Origin of the sequence: Acidovorax sp. LjRoot117 (assembly GCF_964252695.1) — a bacterium.
Lineage (GTDB): Bacteria > Pseudomonadota > Gammaproteobacteria > Burkholderiales > Burkholderiaceae_C > Acidovorax.
This window is the reverse complement of record NZ_CAXUPO020000001.1, coordinates 919,084-938,231: the sequence shown is the minus strand read 5'-3', so window position 1 is coordinate 938,231 and position 19,148 is coordinate 919,084. Positions and strand designations below refer to the sequence as shown.

The window sequence follows — 19,148 nt, the reverse complement described above, 5'->3', positions numbered from 1 at the left end:
ACTCCCGGCCTCCGCCGTCAACAAAGGCATGCTGCCCATCAGCGAGCCTGCGAGCGCACCCCGGTTTCGACAAGCTCAACCCGAACGGCCATGGGTCGATGCGCCCAGGTTTCGACAGGCTCAACCCGAACGGACGTGGATCGATGTGCCCAGGCTTCGACAAGCTCAGCCCGAACGGTGGGGGCGATACACGTAGACCAACTCAACCCGGGCGGACATGAGGGCGAGGGCACTCCAAACCCGTAGGGCACCCCGCCTCTGAAGCGCTCTATCCTTTCAGCACAAGCATCCATATTTTTACAAAGCAATTGCTTGCTAAAAATAATCCATTTTGCTATCGTGCAAAACATGGAATCCCCAGCCCGACGCCCCCGCGCATCCGCGCCCGCTGCACCCCTCCCACCAGCCCGCCAACGCAAGGCCGCCACGTCTCAGATATCCACCGCCGAAGAAGAAAAACAACCACCCCGCCGCCCCCGCGGCCGTCCCCGCAAAACCGCCGAAGAACTCGACGACGGCAACCGCCGCCGCAAGCTCATGGACGGCGCCGCAAAGCTGTTCCGCACCCAGGGCTTCGCCGCCACCAGCACGCGCGACATCGCCGCCGCCGCCGGCATGCACAGCGGCTCGCCCTTCTACCATTTCGAAAGCAAAAGCGCGCTGCTCTACGCCGTGATGAGCGAGGGCATGACCATGGCCACGCAAAGCCAGCAGCAGGCACTCGATGCGCTGCTCGCCCAGGCCACGCCACGCGAGCAGCTGCACACACTCATCCGCCACCATTTCGAGATCCTGCTCGGCCCGCGCAGCAGCTTCATCCCGGTGATGCTGTACGAATGGCGCTCGCTCACGCCGGCGCAGCGCAAGGGCATTGCGCGCATCAAGGACAGCTACGAGGCCGCGTGGATGCCTGCGCTCGAGGCGCTGGCCAAGCAGGGCGCGCTGCAGGCCGAGCCTGGCGTGGCGCGGCTGTTCATCTTTGGCGCGCTCAACTGGGCGGTGCAGTGGTTCTCGCCCAAGAAGGGCAAATCGCTCGACGCACTCACCGACGAGGCCCTGGCCCTCTTCATCCGCACATAACAGCAAAATAAAAAGGCGCACCCACCATGGCTTCCACGGCCTTCAATGCACCCAGCGGCTACCAGTCGGTGTTCGCGCCAGGCCTGTTCAGCGGCCAGGTGGTCATCGTCACGGGCGGCGGCTCGGGCATTGGCCGCTGCACGGCGCACGAGCTGGCGCGCCTGGGCGCGCACGCAGTGCTGGTCGGGCGCAAGCCCGAGAAGCTGCAGGCCGTGGTCGACGAGATCGATGCGGATGGTGGCGCAGCGTCCTGGCATGCGTGCGACATCCGCTCCGAAGACGCGGTGGTCGTGCTGGTGCAGCAGGTGCTGGCCGCGCACGGGCGCATCGATGGTCTGGTGAACAACGCGGGCGGGCAGTTCATGTCGCCGCTCGAATCCATCAGCGCCAAGGGCTGGGAGGCGGTGTTGCACACCAACCTCACCGGCGGCTTCCTGGTGGCGCGTGAGTGCTACCGGCAGTGGATGGCGCCGAACGGCGGCTCCATCGTCAACATCGTGGCCGACATGTGGGGCTCCATGCCGGGCATGGGGCACAGCGGTGCGGCGCGCGCGGGCATGGTCAGCTTCACCGAAACCGCTGCGCTCGAATGGGCCTGCAGCGGCGTGCGTGTGAACGCGGTCGCGCCGGGCTACATCGCATCGAGCGGCATGGACAACTACCCGCCCGCCGCCGCGCACACGCTGCGCGCCATGCCGCAGACCGTGCCGCTGGGCCGCTTCGGCAACGAGGCCGAGGTGTCGGCGGCCATCGTCTTCTTGCTCAGCCCGGCCGCCAGCTTCATCAGCGGCAGCACGCTGCGCGTGGACGGCGCGCGGCCGCAGGTGCGCCTGGGCTGGCCGCTGCGCGTGCCCGATGCTGCCACGCAGCAGCGCGCTGCAGTCAAGCCCTACGCGGGCTTTCACCGTGCGCAGGTGCCGCGTGTGTTTGCGGAATCTGCAGCATCGGCAGACCCGGCGGGCAGTGCACCCAAGGATTCCGACGCATGACCACCGCCTTCGCTTCGCGCTTCCTCCCCGGTGCACCCGATGCGCAAAAACGCCGCGCGGCCCTGGCGGCGCGCCTCGATGCCCTGCGCGCGCTGCAAGAGCGGGCCGCGGCGGCATCGGCCCGCTCGCTGCCGCAGTTCGACAAACGCGGCCAGCTGCTGCCGCGCCAGCGCGTGGCGCTGCTGCTGGATGCGGGCGCGCCGTGGCTGCCGCTGTGCAACCTGGCGGGCTACCTGCAGGATATGAAGGACCCCGAAAAGTCCGTGCCCGGCGGCGGGATGATTGCCGGCATCGGCTGGGTCAGCGGTGTGCGCTGCATGGTGGTGGCCAGCGACTCCGGCATCGAGGCGGGGGCCATCCAGCCCATGGGCCTGGAAAAGATTCTGCGCGTGCAGGAGATCGCCCTGCGCGAGCGCCTGCCCTTCGTGCACCTCGTTGAGAGCGCAGGCGCCAACCTCATGCGCTACCGGGTCGAAGGTTTCGTGCACGGGGGCACGCTGTTCCGCAACCTCGCGCGGTTGTCGGCGGCGGGCATTCCGGTCATCACCGTGCAGCACGGCTCGGGCACCGCGGGCGGGGCCTACATGCCGGGGCTGTCGGACGTGGTCATCATGGTGCAGGGCCGCTCGCGCGCCTTCCTGGCCGGGCCACCGCTGCTCATGGCCGCCACGGGCGAGGTCGCGACCGAAGAGGAACTGGGCGGCGCCGAGATGCACACCGCCGTCTCGGGCCTGGGCGAATACCTGGCGCAGGACGACCGCGAGGCCATCGGCATGGCACGCGACGTGATCGCGCAGCTGGGGTGGACCACCCCCGCGCGGCCCAGCGCTCCCGGCCCCACGCTGCCCGCCGACGACCTGCTGGCCCTGATGCCCGGCGACCTGCGCCAGCCCGTGGACATGCGCGAGGTGATCGCGCGGCTGGTGGATGGGTCTGAGCTGCTGGAGTTCAAGGCCCGCTACGGCATGGCCACGCTCTGCGCGCAAGGCCGCATCGGCGGCCATGCCGTGGGCTTCATCAGCAACAACGGCCCCATCGATGTGGCGGGCGCCAACAAGGCCACGCACTTCATCCAGTGGATGTGCCAGCTGGGCCACCCCATCATCTACCTGCAGAACACCACCGGCTTCATGGTGGGCAAGGACAGCGAGCAGGGCGGCATGATCAAGCACGGCAGCAAGATGATCCAGGCCGTGACCAACGCCACCGTGCCGCAGATCACCATCCAGTGCGGCGCCAGCTTCGGCGCGGGCAACTACGGCATGTGCGGGCGGGGCTATGCGCCGCGCTTCCTGTTCAGCTGGCCCGGGGCCAAGACGGCCGTGATGGGCGGCGAGCAGGCCGCGCGCACGATGCAGATCGTGACCGAGGCGGCGCTGGCGCGCAAAGGCGTCACGCCCGACCCCACTGAATCGCAAGCCCAGTTCGACAAGATCGTCGCCATGTTCGAGGCCCAGGCCGACGCGTTCTACACCAGCGGCCTGCTGCTGGACGACGGCGTGATCGACCCGCGCGACACGCGCGCCGTGCTGGCCTTTTGCCTGGATACCTGCGCCGAGGCACAGGGCCGCACGCTGCGGCCCCTGAGCTTTGGCGTGGCGCGGATGTAGGCGACGAGGGTGCAAGCACACCGACACACACCGTGGCCGAACCTCTCAAATATTTGCTGAACGACACCGTGCCGCCGCGCATCGCCGCCATGGTGCAGCGCGCCTGGCGCAAGTTCGACACGGCCGCCTTTCTGCGGCAGGTCGGGCCCGGCTACGACTCGCTGGAGTTGATGGCGCGCGGCCAGCGCATTGCGCAGGCATTGCAGGCGCACCTGCCCCAGGACATACCCCGCGCACTGGCCGTGCTGGTCGATTCCATGGACCCGCCCATGGGCCTGGACGCCGCCGGCGAGCCCCATGCGGGCGACCGCCCCTACAGCGCCTTCCTGTACCTGCCGCACAGCCTGTACATCGGCTCGCAGGGCTTGGCGCATTTCGAGGCGGCCATGGCCGCGCAGCATGCGCTGACCCAGCGCTTTACCGCCGAGTTCTGCATCCGCCCCTATCTGCTGCACCACCAGCAGGCCACGCTCGCGCGGCTGCGGGACTGGGCGCAGGACGGCAACGCCCACGTGCGCCGCCTGGTGAGCGAAGGCACGCGGCCCCGCCTGCCCTGGGCGCCGCGCCTGCCCGCATTCCAGAAGGACCCGCAGCTGGCCCTGCCGCTGCTCGATGCGCTCAAGGACGACCCATCGTCTTATGTGCGCCGCTCGGTGGCCAACCACCTGGGCGACATCGCCAAGGACCACCCCGACCTGGCCGTGGGCACCGCCCGTACCTGGCTGCAGGGCGCACCCGCCCCGCGCGAAGCCCTGGTGCGCCACGGCCTGCGTTTTCTCATCAAGCGCGGCGACGCTGGCGCGCTCGATGCCCTGGGCGTGGGCCATGCCGTGGCGCTGGATGTGCGGGCCGCTCGCGTGGTGCCCGCCCGTGCGCGCATCGGCGGCAAGGTGCGCATCGAGGCCGAGCTGCACAACCCCACGCCACTGCCGCAGCGCGTGCTGGCCGACCTGAAGGTGCACTACGTCAAGGCCCACGGTGGCGCTGCGCCCAAGGTGTTCAAGCTGCAGACGCTGGACATCCCCGCAGGGGCGACCGTGGCCGTGGGCAAGACGCTGTCGCTGCAGCAGATGACCACACGCACCCACTACCCCGGCGCGCACCAGGTGGAGCTGGTGCTCAACGGGCGGCCGCAGCCCCTGGGGCAGTTCGATCTGTCGTGATGTTCGGGGTCGAGGTTCGCAGGCACAACACATAACCGCAGGAGACAGGCACCATGCAGTTCACGCACGAGCACCGCGAGATCCAGAAGACCTTGAAGCGCTTCATCGACGAAGAGATCAACCCCCACGTGGACGAGTGGGAGGCGGCCGAGATCTTCCCTGCGCACGAGGTCTTCAAGAAGATGGGACGGCTGGGCCTGCTGGGCCTGTGCAAGCCCGAGGAATACGGCGGTGCGGGCCTGGACTACTCGTACAGCCTGGCCATGGCCGAGACGCTGGGCCATATCCACTGCGGCGGCGTGCCCATGGCCATTGGCGTGCAGACGGACATGTGCACCCCGGCGCTCGCGCGCTACGGCAGCGAAGAGCTCAAGCGCCAGTTTCTGGCCCCGGCCATCGCGGGCGACATGGTGGGCTGCATCGGCGTGAGCGAGCCGGCGGCGGGCAGCGACGTGTCGGGCATCAAAAGCGTGGCGCGCAAGGATGGTGACGACTACGTGATCACCGGGCAGAAGATGTGGATCACCAACAGCCTGCAGGCCGACTGGATGTGCATGCTGGTGAACACGGGCGACGGCCAGAGCGTGACGGGCGGCAGTCCTCACAAGAACAAGAGCCTGGTCATGGTGCCCCTGCGCGATGGCCCCGGCGGCCGGTTGACCCAGGGCGTCGAGGTGGCGCAGAAGATCCGCAAGATCGGCATGCACAGCAGCGACACCGGGCTCATCTACTTCGACGAGGTGCGCGTACCGCAGCGCTACCGCATCGGCGCGGAAGGGCAGGGCTTCATCTACCAGATGCAGCAGTTCCAGGAAGAGCGCCTGTGGTGCGCCGCCAGCACGCTCGAATCGCTGAACCACTGCATCCAGTGGACCATCGACTACGCACAGGAGCGCAAGCTGTTTGGCAGCACGCTGGCCGACCAGCAGTGGGTGCAATTCAAGCTGGCCGAACTCAAGACCGAGGTCGAGGCGCTGCGCGCACTGACCTACCGCGCCTGCGACCTGTACGTGAACGGGCAGGACGTGCTGGAGCTGGCCAGCATGGCCAAGCTCAAGGCCGGCCGCCTGAACCGCGAGGTGCCCGACACCTGCCTGCAGTTCTGGGGCGGCATGGGCTACACGCTGGAGAACAAGGTCTCGCGCATGTACCGCGACGGGCGGCTGGCGTCCATTGGCGGCGGTGCGGACGAGGTGATGCTGGGCATCCTCGCCAAGCTCATGGGCATCGCCAAGCGGCCTGCGCACTGACATGGCCGATTCGCTGTTGATCGACCGCGCGCCGCTGGCTAGCGGCTGTGTGGAAACCTGGACGCTCAATGACCCGGCCAGCCGCAATGCGCTGTCGGAGGCGATGGTTGATGGTTTGATAGCCGCCTGTGAGCGGGCTGCGGCCGATACCGACCTGCGCGGCGTGGTGTTGCGGGGTGCCGGTGGGCACTTCTGCGCGGGGGGTAGCCTGGGTGGTTTTGCCAAGACCATTGGACAGCCCCTGGCTGCGGGCGAGGCTGACCCGCTGGTGCCGCTGAACCGCCGCTTTGGCACGCTGCTGCAGGCGCTGTGTGCGTTGCCGCAGTGGTTCATCGTGGTGGTGGAGGGCGCCGCGATGGGCGGCGGCTTTGGGCTTGTGTGCTGTGCCGACCGCGTGCTGGCACACAGCGGCGCGCAGTTCGCCACGCCCGAGGTCACGCTGGGCATCGTGCCTGCGCAGATCGCACCGTTTGTGGTGCGGCGCCTGGGCCCAGCGGGAGCGCGGGGGTGTTTGTTGACAGGCGTGCGCTGGGATGCCGCGACGGCTCGACGTGCGGGGCTGGTGGATGAGGTGGTCGCTGGTGACATGGAGGCCGCTGTGCAAGCTGCCATCGCACGCCACGCCGCCGCAGCGCCGCAGGCCGTGGCCGCCACCAAACGTTTGTTGCTGGCCCAGCCCGAGACGCCATTGCTCGCGCTGCTGGATGACGCGGCCTTGGCTTTTGCGCAAGCGCTGCGTGGGCCTGAGGCACCGCAAGGGCTGGCTGCATTTGCCGCGCGCAAGACGCCGCCTTGGAGTGCGAAGCCATGAAAAAGATACTCATCGCCAATCGCGGCGAGATCGCTCGCCGGGTGATTCACACCGCCCACCGCATGGGCATCGCAACGGTGGCCGTCTACTCCGACCCCGACGCCAACGCCCTGCATGTGCGCGAGGCCACGCAGGCCATTGCGCTGGGCGGCGCATCCAGTGCCGACACCTACCTGCGCACCGACAAGCTGCTGGCCGCGGCGCGTGCCACCGGCGCCGATGCGGTGCACCCCGGCTACGGCTTCCTCAGCGAGAACGCCGACGTCGCCCAGGCCGTGGTCGATGCCGGCCTGATCTGGATCGGCCCGCCCGCCGCGGCCATCCGCGCGCTGGGCAGCAAGGCCGGTGCCAAGGCGCTGGCGGCGGTGCATGGGGTGCCGTGCCTGCCGGGCTACGCGGGGGACGACCAGAGCGATGAACGTTTTGCGCAAGAGGCCGCGCGCATCGGCTACCCCGCCATGGTCAAGGCCGTGGCGGGTGGGGGAGGGCGCGGCATGCGGCTGGTCATCGATGCAGCGCAACTGCCCGCCGCACTGGCCAGCGCCCGGTCCGAAGCGCTCGCAGGCTTTGGCTGTGGCGACCTGCTGATCGAGCGTGCGTTGCTGCAGCCCCGCCATGTGGAGGTGCAAATTTTTGCCGATGCCCACGGCGCGTGCATCCACCTGGGCGAGCGCGATTGCTCGGTGCAGCGCCGCCACCAGAAGCTCATCGAAGAGTCTCCCAGCCCGGCGGTAGGCGCCGCGCTGCGCGAGCGCATGGGCGCATGCGCCGTGGCCCTGGCGCAGGGTGCCGGCTATGTGGGAGCGGGCACGGTGGAGTTCTTGCTGGATGGCAACGATGGGGACGACGCTGCAACGTCCCAAGCCGCGAAAGACCCACGCCCCGCAACAGCCGGGGCCCCGTCCCCGGGGAGCGCAGGGGCGCCATTCTTCTTGATGGAGATGAACACCCGCTTGCAGGTGGAGCACCCGGTGACCGAAGCCCTCACCGGCCTGGACCTGGTGGAGTGGCAAATCCGCATCGCCTGCGGCGAGCCGCTGCCCATCACGCAGTCGCAGGTCGATCTGCAAGGCCACGCCATCGAGGTGCGCCTGTGTGCCGAAGACGCGCACTTTCGGCCGCACACCGGCAGCGTGCTGCACGTCAGCGCGCCCGCGGCCGCGGCCTTTGAACGCGCTGCGCAGGGTGCGTTGCGTTTTGACCATGCGCTGGAAGAGGGCGCCGAGGTCTCGCCCCACTACGACGCCATGCTGGGCAAGCTCATCATGCATGCGCCCACGCGGGCCGAGGCCATCGACGCGCTGGTGCGCGCGCTCAACGCCACCCGCGTGCTGGGCCTGCCCACCAACCGCGCATTCCTGGCGGCGTGCCTGCAGCACCCGGCGTTCCGGGGCGGGCAGGCGCTGGTGCCGTTTCTGGCAGAGCATGCAGCGGGTCTGCAGGATCTGCTATTAAAAGAGGAGCTGTTGGCGCTGGTCCCTTGCGCGGTAGCGGCCATTTTTGCTTCAAATTCACCCACACCAGCCTCCGCCAGCCTGCCGTGCTCATTGGCGCGCCCGCTGCGTCTGCGCCACCAGGGCACAGTGCTGCCGCTGTCGGTGCGCGAGCTGGGGGCCGGGCGGCTGCAGGTGGAGCGCGCCCAGCGTACCGGCACCTCGCCAGGGTCGATGGAAACCATCACGACCACCACCACGGTCCAACTGACCCCGCAGCCCGGCGGTGCGGTGCGTGCCACCGTCCAGGGCGGCGATGCGCCGGTGGCCGACCACACGGTGCACGCCGTGCCCGTGGGCCGGCTGCGCTGGCACTGGCAGACCGGTGTCGTGGACGGCTGGGTCGAAGACGCGTCGTGGGAGCCGGCAGCCCGCGCGGGCGCCGCCGGTGGCGCCACCGAGCTGCGCGCGCCCTTCAACGGCAAGGTGGTCGCGCTGCCTGTGGCCGCGGGCCAGGCGCTGGCGGCGGGCGATACCGTGGTGGTCATCGAGTCCATGAAGCTCGAACACAGCCTGGCCTGTCCCGTGGTCGCCACCGTGGCCGAGTTGCTGGTCGCGCCGGGCCAGCAGGTGGCGCCCGGCCAGGTGCTGGTGCGCTTTGCTCCCGCCCTGCCAGGAGGTCCCGCATGACGGCCCCGACGCACACGACGTCGGAGAGCGACGAAGACCGCAACGCACTCACCGACACCGTCACCCGCTTTGCCCGCGCCGAGATCGCCCCGCACGTGGGCGCGTGGGACGCGGCCGGTGATTTTCCGCGCACGCTGTACCGCCGCGCAGCGGACCTGGGCTTGCTGGGCCTGGGCTACCCCGAGCAGTACGGCGGCACGCCTGCCAGCTACGCCTTGCGCCTGCCGCTGTGGCGCGCGCTCAGCCGCCACGGCGCCAGCGGCGGCGTGCTGGCCAGCCTGCTGTCGCACAACATCGGCCTGCCGCCCGTGCTGGCCCACGGCAGCGACGCGGTGCGCGCCGAGGTCATCCCGCCCGTGCTGGCGGGCGAGCAGATCGCCGCGCTGGCGATCACCGAGCCCGGTGGCGGGTCGGACGTGGCACAGCTCAGGACCACCGCGCGGCGCGAGGGGGATGACTACGTCGTCGATGGCGAGAAGGTGTTCATCACGTCGGGCATGCGTGCAGACTGGATCACCGTGGCCGTGCGCACCGGGGATGCCGGCAGAGACCATGAGCCCCCACGCTCCCCTGCTTTGCAGGGGTCGCTGCCCCCCGAGGGGGCGCTTGCCGCCTTGGGGCGGCCCGGCGGCGGCAAGGGCAGCGCGGGCATCTCCATGCTGCTCATCCCCGGCCACAGCGCGGGCCTTTCGCGCACGCGCCTGGACAAGATGGGCTGGCTCTGCTCCGACACCGCGCACCTGCGCTTTGACAACGTGCGCGTGCCGGCGCGCTACCTGCTGGGCGAAGAGGGTGCGGGTTTTCAGATCATCATGTCCAACTTCAACGGCGAGCGCTTCGGTCTGGCCGTGTCGGCCCTGGGCTTTGCCGAGGCCTGCTACGACGAAGCGCTGGCCTGGGCCCGCCAGCGCAAGACCTTCGGTGCCGCGCTGGTGGAGCACCAGGTCATCCGCCACAAGCTGGTGGACATGCAGATGCGCATCCAGTCCACGGCCGCATGGTGCGAGTCCGTGGCTGCGCAGGCCGATGCGGGCCGCACTGGTACCGAGTGGGTGGCGAACGTGTGCCTGCTCAAGAACCACGCCACCCAGACGCTGCAGTTCTGCGCCGACCAGGCCGTGCAGATCCTGGGCGGCATGGGCTTCATGCGCGGCACCGTCAGCGAACGCATCTACCGCGAGGTCAAGGTCATGATGATCGGTGGCGGTGCGGAAGAAATCATGAAAGACCTGGCTGCGAAGCAGTTGGGTATTTGAATGGAAGCGTTGCCCGTGACCAAAAGCCCACCCTTGTTCCCACCGTTCGGGCTGAGCCCGTCGAAGCCAGGTCTCCGCTGCCCCAGACCGTTCAGGCTGAGCCTGTCGAAGCCATGGCACGCCCACCATCAACCGTTCGGGCTGAGCCTGCCGAAGCCAGGGCACCCGCCTTCGACAGGCTCAGGCCAAACGGTCGGGGTGTTGCGAAGCAAGAGCAGTAACGCCATTCGGAGACGCACATGACCAGTCATGCAACCAGCCACAAAGCCATCATCACCTGCGCCATCACCGGCGTGCTGACCGACCCCGGCCAGCACCATGTGCCCGTCACGCCCGAGCAGCTGGCGAAGGAAGCCCGCCGCGCCTGCGACGCAGGCGCCGCCGTGGTCCACGTGCACTTTCGCAACCAGGAGCCCGGCAAGGGCCACCTGCCCAGCTGGGACCCGCAGGTCGCGCGCGACTGCGTGCAGGCCATGCGCGAGGCCTGCCCGGGTTTGATCATCAACCAGACCACCGGCGTGGTCGGCCCCCACTACCAGGGACCGCTCGACTGCCTGCGCGCCACCCGCCCCGAGATGGCCGCGTGCAACGCCGGCTCGCTCAACTACCTGAAGGTGCGCAGCAACGGCACCTGGGCCTGGCCGCCCATGCTGTTCGACAACCAGCCCGCCAAGGTCAAGGACTTCATCGACGTGATGCTGGAAACCGGCACGCTGCCCGAGTTCGAATGCTTCGACGTGGGCATCGTGCGCTGCGTGGAGATGTATGTGCAGACCGGCATGTACACCGCGCGGCTGCCCGAATACAACTTCGTGATGGGTGTCGAGTCCGGCATGCCCGCGGACCCGGACCTGCTGCCCATCTTGCTCAAGCTGAAAATCAAGCACGCCCCCTGGCAGGCCACCGTCATCGGCCGCGCTGAGATATGGCCCGTGCACCAGCGCGTGGCCGAGCTGGGCGGGCATTTGCGCACGGGGCTGGAGGACACGTTCTATCTGCCCGATGGCACCAAGGCGGATTCGAATGGGCCTTTGATCGAGAGGCTGGCGCAGTACGCGCGCAATGCGGGGCGGGAGGTGGCGTCGCCGCAGGAGGCGCGGGGCATGTTGGGGTTGGCTGGCGCGTAGCGTAGGCCACGCATTGCCCGCCTGTTGCGCGGCTTTGGCAGGCAGTTTGCGTACTTGCGCCTCCCCCACGGCGTTGGAGTAAGTCTTGTGCTCCGTGGGCCTGTTGCAATTTTCTATGATGGCTTACCTGCTTTTACAGGGTAGAGTGCCGGCGCCATCCCTCCCGGCGGCCTGCCGCAGGCCTTGTGCAGGCATGCCCGACAGGCAACCCCCCATGAGCTTTCATTCTTCCAACAACGAAGGACTATCGATGTTGCGCCCCTGGTATTGCGCCCCATTTTTCGCTGACCCTCTCGGTGCACGCAGTGCATTGCGGCGCCTGGCGGCTGCAATGCTGCTGGTGGCCGCATTGCCGGCGGCGCAGGCGCAGACGATTACGGCAGGCGCGCTCGCGGCCGCAGCGATACCCGTCGACCACCCTGGCGCCTTGCTGCTGCTGGCGGTGGCCATGGTGGCCTGCATGGGCTGGATGGTGCGCACGAAAGGCCTCGTGTCCTCCGCCACCTTGCGCAGCCTGGCCCAGGGAGCCGTGGCCATGGTGCTGGGCGCCTTGGTGGTGTGGGGTGACGCTGTGCAGGCCCAGTTGCAGGAGCTGCAGGCTGCCTTCCACCAGGCGGGTGGAGAAACGCTCACGATTCCCGTGCAGTCCACGGGCACCACACCCGGTGGCGATCCTTCGGGATTCCTGCCGGTGGTCTACACCAACCGGACAGCGTCCGGCTTGCGCATCACCAGCATCACGCAGCCGACCTGGAGCACCTGCTTTCCGCTGGGCATTCCGTCGCCCCTGCCAGTGACCCCGGCCCGCCCGGGCACCGTCTGTGCCGTTGGCACTGCATTGCCTGCGGGCGGCGCGTGCTGGGTCGATGTGGCGGCACTGTGCGCTGCTGCGGCCACCGCGGCGCAGGGCCATCAGTCCAGCACCTTGCTGGCCGATACCGTGTCGGCGGTGGCGGCAGCGCAGGCCACGGGCAATGTGCTGCTCAATGACCTGGACCCCGATGGCCCGCTGGTGCTGGCCAGCTTCACTTACCAGGGCACGCGGTACGCGGCCGGCACGCCAGCCACGGCGGCAGGGCTGGGCACGTTGACCATGCAGAGCAACGGCGACTACACCTTTGTGGCGGCCTCGCCGTTCACTGGCGCCAGTCCGCTGGTAGTGACCTACACCGTGCACACAGGCGCATCGAGCACGCTCAGCATCACCGTGAACCGTGCGCCCGTGGCGGTGAACGACGCAGTCTCCACCAATGCAAACACCCCTGTGACCGTCTCTGTGCGCGGCAACGACACCGATGCCGACGGTGACCCCCTCACGGTTGCCAGTGTGACGCCGGGCGCTCACGGCTCGGTGGTGATCGATGCCGTCACGAACAACCCCATCTACACACCCAACGCAGGGTTTGCCGGCAGTGACAGCTTCACCTACACCATCAGCGACGGCAAGGGCGCCACATCCACCGCAACCGTCACGGTCACGGTCAATGCGCCGGCCAATGGCGCGCCCGTCGCCAACAACGATGTGGCGACAGTGGATGAAGACAGCTCTGTAGTCATTGCCGTGCGCGGCAACGACACGGACCCCGATGGCGATTCGCTCACGGTTGTTGGCGTGACTCAGGGCGCCAATGGCTCGGTGGTGATCGATGCCGTTACAGGCAACCCCATCTACACCCCCAACGCCGGGTTCACCGGTACGGACACCTTCACCTACACCGTCGACGATGGGCATGGCCACACGGCGACCGGCACCGTCACGGTGACTGTGAATCCCACCGTGAATCAGGCGCCGGTCGCTGCCAACGACACGGCCCTCACGCGCATGGACACGGCCATTTCCATTCCCGTGTCCACGTTGCTGGCCAACGACACCGATGCCAATGGAGACGTGCTGACCCTGGTGTCGGTACAGGCGGCAGTGAACGGCACGGTCAGCCGCATCGGCAACAATGTCATCTTTACGCCAGCCAGCGGCTTCGAAGGTGCCGCCAGCTTCACCTACACCATAGAGGATCCCTCCCGCGCCAGCAGCACGGCCACGGTCAATGTGACCGTCGGCTCGGCCACCACGCCTTCGTTGGTGGTTTTGAAGTCCCTGGTGGTCAATGCGCACGGCACTGGTGGAACCAGCGCCAGGTTCCCTATCACCACAATACTGGTGGACACGGATGGCTCCGAGAGCCTGTCGATCAGGGTGAGCAACGTGCCCACGGGTGTCTCGTTCAATGCGGGCGCCAACCTGGGTGGCGGCGTGTGGCAGCTTGCCGAGGCGGACCTGCCCAACCTGATGCTGAATCTTCCTGGCAGCTACACGACCAACGCAACCCACCTGACCGTACAGGTCACATCCACGGAAACCAACGGTGGCGTCACTGCGAGCGTGAGCAGTGTGGTGACGCTCAAGGCGGCCTACACAACGGTGGACATCACCACGACAGCGAGTGGCAGCTACACCGGCAGCTCTGCCAACGAATTCATCCAAGGTGGAAATGGCGACAACACCATCAATGCCGCCAATGGCAACAACATCGTCCACGGTGGTGACGGTGATGACAACCTCTCTGCCGGGAGCGGGTCCGACATGCTCTACGGCGGCAGCGGCAACGACACCATCAACGCCGGCAGCGGTGCCGACGTGATCTCGGGCGGTCCCGGCAACGACACCTTGATCGGCGGCGATGCCGGTGAAAACTTCGTGGACGTGTTTGTCTGGAGCCTGGGCGACCAGGGCGCTGCCGGGACTCCTGCGGTGGACACCATCCAGAACTTCGAAACGGCGGCAGCGGGCAGCAATACCGCGGGGGGCGACGTGCTGGACCTGCGCGACCTGCTGCAGGGGGAGCACGTGGGTCCATCCAACGGCGCGGGCAACTTGGCGGACTATGTGCACTTCGAGATCTCGGGGGGCAACACCATCATCCACATCAGCCACACGGGTGGGTTTGCTGCGGATTCCCACTTCGTGGGGGCCGCCTATACCAGCGCCACCGAAACCCAGCAGATCGTTCTTTCGGGGGTCGACCTGCAGTCTCTCTACTCCGGCGCCACCACCGACCAGCAGATCATTACCCAGCTGCTGAACAACAACAAACTCATCGTGGATTGATGGCGGCGAGCTGGCCGGGCCCGTATCTGCCGGACGGGGCATCCGCCCGGCTCCGATACAGCCACGGGTGGTGGTCGGCGGGGCTGCGGGTCCTTCTGCACCCTGGACGCAGCCTGGCATCTGGACCTGCAGCCCAAGCGGCGGGCGTTGGCAGACCCAGCTTCCATCTTTTCAGGCCTCTGCCGCTGTTGTGCAAAGGAATGAATGCTATTGATTGGATAGTATTCGGTTTGCTGCGATGCCTTGGATATTCAGGGCAAGCCTCAGCACACCACCATCCCCATCACTGTCACCGTCTGCCCCGGCCAGCCAGGGGCGGCCAGCCAAAAAAAGCCAGGCAGCCACCACCATGTTGACCACCGCCCAGGCCATCGCGTTTCTTCTCACCGCCGTCATGCTCACAGCCACGCCCGGCCCTGACAACCTCATGGTGCTCAGCGTCGGCATGTCCAAAGGCCGCCGCGCTGGCATCGTGTTTGGCCTGGGTTGCGCATTGGGTTGCCTCAGCCATACCGTGCTGGCCGTCATTGGCGTAGGCGCTATCCTGGCCGCATCGCCAGTGGCCTTCACGGCGCTCAAGTGGGCGGGTGGTGCCTACCTGATCTGGCTTGGCACCCAGGCCCTGCGCCACGCAGGCGCTGTGCGCATCGAAGGCGCCCATGGCAGCTCCAGCAGCCAAACCGCTGCTGAATCGCTCGGCCGCACCTTCTCCAAGGGCCTGATAGCCAACGCCATCAACCCCAAGGTCGTGCTGTTCTTCCTGTCGTTCCTGCCGCAGTTCGTGGATGCATCGCGCGGCGGCATGGAGCTGCAGCTGGGCTTGCTGGGGCTGCTGTTCACGGCCCAGGCGGCGGTGCTGTTCGGGTTGCTGGGCTACTTCTCAGGCAGGGTCGGTGGGTGGATCCACCGCAAGCCGCGGGTGGGTGTATGGCTGGACCGGCTGGCGGGCACGGTGTTCATTGCGCTGGGGTTGCGGATGGTGGCGCGGTAAGCGCCATGGCGGCGGACGCTTCACGCTGAAAGACCTGGTGCTTCCCGCACTGCGCAGCGCAGCGCAGCGCAGAGCTGTGGTGGGTGTTCTCCACAATACCGAACCAGCGGATAGGGCAGTTGGTTGGTGATGCGCTTGGTGTGCCAGAAGCGAGTTCCTTCATCTATCCGGTTCGACTGAAATACAGTCGATCAATAGGTGGGCTGAAAGTCTCGAAGGGCATCTCGGGCTTTTGCTTCCACAGCGAACCCCGCCCCGTACGTCGCCGCCAGTTCATCCGCCCGCTTCAGGAACGCCTCCATTCCCGTGCCGTAAACGAACTGCATCGCACCCCCCGTCCACGCCGGAAACCCGATCCCAAAGATCGACCCGATGTTCGCGTCATGCACGCTGGTCAGCACCCCCTCGGCCAAGCAGCGCGCGGTCTCGATGGCCTGGCGATAGAGCAGCCGGTCCTGGATTTCCTGCACGCTCCATGCCACGCCGGGCTTTTCGAACAGAGGTTTCAGCTCCGGCCACAGGTGCTTCTTGCCGCCTGCGGGGTAGTCGTAAAAACCGCCGCCACCCGCGCGGCCAGGGCGCTTCAACTCTTTGACCATGCGCTCCACCAGCAGCTCGCCGGGCGTGGCGGTGTAGGTCTTGCCTTCAGCGGCGTAGTCGGCGCGCGTCTGGTCCAGCACGTGCACGCTCAAGGTGAGCGCGGTTTCGTCCAGCACGGCCAGCGGGCCCACGGGCAGGCCGGCCTGCAGGGCGGCGTTTTCAATCGCGGCGGCGGGGATGCCTTCACCCAGCATGGCGGCGCCTTCCATCACGTAGGTGCCGAAGGTGCGGCTGGTGTAGAAGCCGCGCGCGTCGTTGACCACGATGGGCACCTTGCCCAGGGCCTGCACGTAGTCGAACGCGCGGGCCACGGTCTCGTCGTCCGTCTGTTTGCCGCGGATGATCTCCACCAGCTTCATCTTGTCCACGGGGCTGAAGAAGTGGATGCCGACAAATTTCTCGGGGTTACTGCTGGCCGTGGCCAGGCCGCTGATGGGCAGGGTGGAGGTATTGCTGGCAAAGAATCCGCCGGGTGCCAGCTGCGGCTCGGCCTCGCGCGTGACCCGGGCCTTGAGGTCGCGGCTTTCGAACACGGCTTCGATGATGAGGTCGCAACCCGCCAGGTCGGCTGCGCTGGCGGTGGGCGTGATGCGCGAGAGCAGCGCCTGCTGCGCCTCGGCCGTCATGCGGCCCTTGTCCACGCGGGCTTGTGCGAGCTTGGCGCTGTAGGCCTTGCCGGCCTCGGCCTTTTCCGCGCTCACGTCCTTGAGCACGGTGGCGATGCCCCGGCTGGCCTGGGCCCAGGCGATGCCGGCGCCCATCATGCCGGCACCCAGGATGCCGACCTTTTGCGGCTTGTAGCGCAGGGCTGAGCCCGGGCGCGACTTGCCGCTCTTGATCGCGTTCATGTCGAAGAAGAACGTGTTGATCATGTTGCGCGCCACGGGGCCGGTCATCAGGCGGGCGAGGTAGCGGCTTTCGATGCGCAGGGCGGTGTCGTAGTCCACCATCGCGCCTTCGACCATGGCGGCGAGGGCTGCCTCGGGCGCAGGGTAGCGTCCGCGCGTGGTCTTCTTGAGCATGGCGGGCGCCACCGTCAGGGCGCTGGCGATCTTGGGGCTGGCGGGCGTGCCGCCGGGCATCTTGTAGTTCTTGTCGTCCCACGGCTGCACTGCGTGCGGGTGGGTGGCGATGTGGGCCAGGGCGGCGGGCAGCAGTTGCTCGCGCGTGGCCACCAGTTCGTGCACCAGTTGCAGGTCCAGCGCCTCGGCGGGGTTGAAGAGCTTGCCTTCCAGCACGTAGGGCTGTGCGCCCATCAGGCCCAGCAGGCGCGTCATCTTGGTCACGCCGGTGGCGCCGGGCATCAGGCCCAGGGTGACCTCGGGCAGGCCGAACTGGATCTTGGGGTCGGCCACGGCGATGCGGTAGTGGGCGACCAGGGCCACCTCCCACCCACCGCCCAGCGCCGCGCCGTTGAGGCAGGCCACCACGGGGATGCCCAGGGTTTCGAGCGTGCGGAAGTGCGCCTTCATGCGCTCGATCTCGCCGAACGCGGCAGGCGCGTCGGCGGGTGTCAGGCGCATCGTGGCCTTCAGGTCGGCGCCCGCAAAGAAGCTGGTCTTGGCGGATGCGAGCACGATGCCTTGGAGCGCGGCGCCCAGGCGCTCGCGGTCTGCCACCACCTGGGCGGTGACCTCGCCCAGGTCTTGCTGCCACTGGCGGCACATGGTGTTGACGGGCGAGTTGGCTTCGTCAAAGGTGATGACGGCGAGCTGGCCTTCGGTGCCCTGGCCGGCGATGAGTTCGTAGCGGATGGTTTGCATGATGTTCTTGTCTCCTGCCCGTCAATCAAATGCGTTCAACGATGGTGGCAATGCCCATGCCGCCGCCCACGCACAGCGTGGCCAGGCCGTAGCGCTGGCCGCGGCGGTGCAGCTCGTCGATCAGGGTGCCGAGGATCATCGCCCCCGTGGCGCCCAGCGGGTGGCCCATGGCGATGGCGCCGCCGTTCACGTTGACCTTGTCGTGCGGCACGCCCAGCTCGCGCATGAAGCGCATGGGCACGGCGGCAAACGCCTCGTTGACTTCGAACAAATCGATCTGGTCGATGGTCATGCCCGCACGGGCCAGCGCCTTCCGGGCGGCGGGCACCGGCCCGGTGAGCATGATGGTGGGGTCGGCGCCGCTGAGTGCCGTGGCCACGATGCGCGCGCGCGGCGTGAGGCCGTGGGCCTTGGCGGCGGCCTCGTTGCCGATCAGCACGGCGGCGGCGCCGTCCACGATGCCCGACGAGTTGCCCGCATGGTGCACATGGTGGATGCGCTCCACCTGCGGGTAGCGCTGCAGCGCCACGGCGTCGAAGCCCATGCCGCCCAGTTGCTCGAACGAGGCCTTGAGCGCACCCAGGCCTTCGAGGGTTGTCTTGGGCTTGATGAATTCGTCTTCCGCCAGGATGGTCTGGCCGATGAAGTCGCGCACGGGCACGACGGAATGCTTGAAGTAACCCGCGGCACGCGCCGCGGTGGCGCGGCGCTGCGATTCGAGCGCGAAGGCGTCCACGTCGGCGCGGGTGTAGCCGTCCAGCGTGGCGATCAGGTCGGCGCCGATGCCCTGGGGCACGAACAGCGTTTCCGAATTGGTGGCAGGGTCTTGCGCCCAGGCGCCGCCGTCGGAGCCGATGGGCACGCGGCTCATGCTCTCCACGCCGCCGGCCACCACCAGGTCTTCCCAGCCGCTGCGCACTTTTTGCGCGGCCATATTCACGGCTTCGAGGCCCGATGCGCAAAAGCGGTTGACCTGCACGCCCGCACAGCGAAAGTCCCACCCAGCCTTGAGGGCGGCCACCTTGGGCAGCACCGAGCCCTGCTCGCCCATGGGCGAGACGATGCCCATGACCACGTCGTCCACCGCGGCCGTGTCGAAGCGGTGGCGTGCCTGCAGCTCGATCAGCAAGCCGGTGAGCAGGTCGATGGGCTTGACCTCGTGCAGGGTGCCGTCCTTCTTGCCCTTGCCGCGCGGGGTGCGCAGCGCATCGAATACAAAGGCTTCGGTCATGAATGGTCTCCGGTGGTCGTCACAATGGGTGAATCGCTGCGGGGGGAC

The 19,148-nt window shown here is 67.9% G+C and carries 13 protein-coding genes; 11 read left to right on the top strand and 2 right to left on the bottom strand.

Annotated elements, in window-relative coordinates; translation table 11 throughout:
- The first annotated feature begins 348 nt into the window (after window positions 1-348).
- The 11 genes from ACSQ3D_RS04375 (at window position 349) to ACSQ3D_RS04325 (ending at window position 15,506) form a co-directional block, all read left to right on the top strand.
- On the top strand, window positions 349-1,080 hold the full coding sequence (locus ACSQ3D_RS04375; RefSeq protein ID WP_436126034.1) for a TetR/AcrR family transcriptional regulator: 732 nt from the start codon (window positions 349-351) through the stop codon (window positions 1,078-1,080).
- Window positions 1,081-1,106: 26 nt separating this feature from the next.
- A complete protein-coding gene (locus ACSQ3D_RS04370) occupies window positions 1,107-2,069 on the top strand; it encodes an SDR family oxidoreductase (protein ID WP_436126033.1) in 963 nt (320 codons plus the stop codon).
- Window positions 2,066-3,679 carry an acyl-CoA carboxylase subunit beta gene (locus ACSQ3D_RS04365; RefSeq protein WP_436126032.1) on the top strand — a complete coding sequence of 538 codons (1,614 nt, stop codon included), beginning with the start codon at window positions 2,066-2,068 and terminating at the stop codon, window positions 3,677-3,679. Before ACSQ3D_RS04370 ends, ACSQ3D_RS04365 begins: the two co-directional genes overlap by 4 nt.
- A 32-nt stretch (window positions 3,680-3,711) precedes the next feature.
- Window positions 3,712-4,842: a DNA alkylation repair protein gene (locus ACSQ3D_RS04360; RefSeq protein ID WP_436126031.1), complete on the top strand. Its 1,131-nt coding sequence runs from the start codon at window positions 3,712-3,714 to the stop codon at window positions 4,840-4,842.
- A gap of 53 nt (window positions 4,843-4,895) precedes the next feature.
- The gene (locus tag ACSQ3D_RS04355) at window positions 4,896-6,092 is read left to right on the top strand and encodes an acyl-CoA dehydrogenase family protein (protein ID WP_056416643.1); all 1,197 of its coding nucleotides are present in this window, start codon (window positions 4,896-4,898) and stop codon (window positions 6,090-6,092) included.
- A 1-nt stretch (window position 6,093) separates the two neighbouring features.
- Window positions 6,094-6,903 (top strand): enoyl-CoA hydratase/isomerase family protein, encoded by an 810-nt coding sequence (locus tag ACSQ3D_RS04350; protein WP_436126030.1) that lies wholly within the window; start codon window positions 6,094-6,096, stop codon window positions 6,901-6,903.
- The gene (locus ACSQ3D_RS04345) at window positions 6,900-9,026 is read left to right on the top strand and encodes an acetyl/propionyl/methylcrotonyl-CoA carboxylase subunit alpha (RefSeq protein WP_436126029.1); all 2,127 of its coding nucleotides are present in this window, start codon (window positions 6,900-6,902) and stop codon (window positions 9,024-9,026) included. Before ACSQ3D_RS04350 ends, ACSQ3D_RS04345 begins: the two co-directional genes overlap by 4 nt.
- Entirely contained in the window at window positions 9,023-10,282 is a 1,260-nt protein-coding gene (locus tag ACSQ3D_RS04340; protein WP_436126028.1) for an acyl-CoA dehydrogenase family protein, read from the top strand. The genes ACSQ3D_RS04345 and ACSQ3D_RS04340 overlap by 4 nt, the downstream gene beginning before the upstream one ends.
- Before the next feature lie 239 nt (window positions 10,283-10,521).
- Window positions 10,522-11,409, top strand: coding sequence for a 3-keto-5-aminohexanoate cleavage protein (locus ACSQ3D_RS04335; protein ID WP_436126027.1), 888 nt, complete (start codon window positions 10,522-10,524; stop codon window positions 11,407-11,409).
- Between the two features lie 250 nt (window positions 11,410-11,659).
- The gene (locus ACSQ3D_RS04330) at window positions 11,660-14,515 is read left to right on the top strand and encodes a midcut-by-XrtH protein (RefSeq protein ID WP_436126178.1); all 2,856 of its coding nucleotides are present in this window, start codon (window positions 11,660-11,662) and stop codon (window positions 14,513-14,515) included.
- A 349-nt stretch (window positions 14,516-14,864) separates the two neighbouring features.
- Window positions 14,865-15,506: a LysE family translocator gene (locus ACSQ3D_RS04325; RefSeq protein WP_056416660.1), complete on the top strand. Its 642-nt coding sequence runs from the start codon at window positions 14,865-14,867 to the stop codon at window positions 15,504-15,506.
- Between the two features lie 191 nt (window positions 15,507-15,697).
- On the opposite strand, the gene ACSQ3D_RS04320 is transcribed toward ACSQ3D_RS04325, so the two are convergent.
- Window positions 15,698-17,869: a 3-hydroxyacyl-CoA dehydrogenase NAD-binding domain-containing protein gene (locus tag ACSQ3D_RS04320; protein WP_436126026.1), complete on the bottom strand. Its 2,172-nt coding sequence runs from the start codon at window positions 17,867-17,869 to the stop codon at window positions 15,698-15,700.
- A 25-nt stretch (window positions 17,870-17,894) separates the two neighbouring features.
- Complete coding sequence (locus ACSQ3D_RS04315; RefSeq protein WP_436126025.1) at window positions 17,895-19,100, bottom strand: acetyl-CoA C-acetyltransferase; 1,206 nt, start codon at window positions 19,098-19,100, stop codon at window positions 17,895-17,897.
- Window positions 19,101-19,148: the final 48 nt, after the last annotated feature.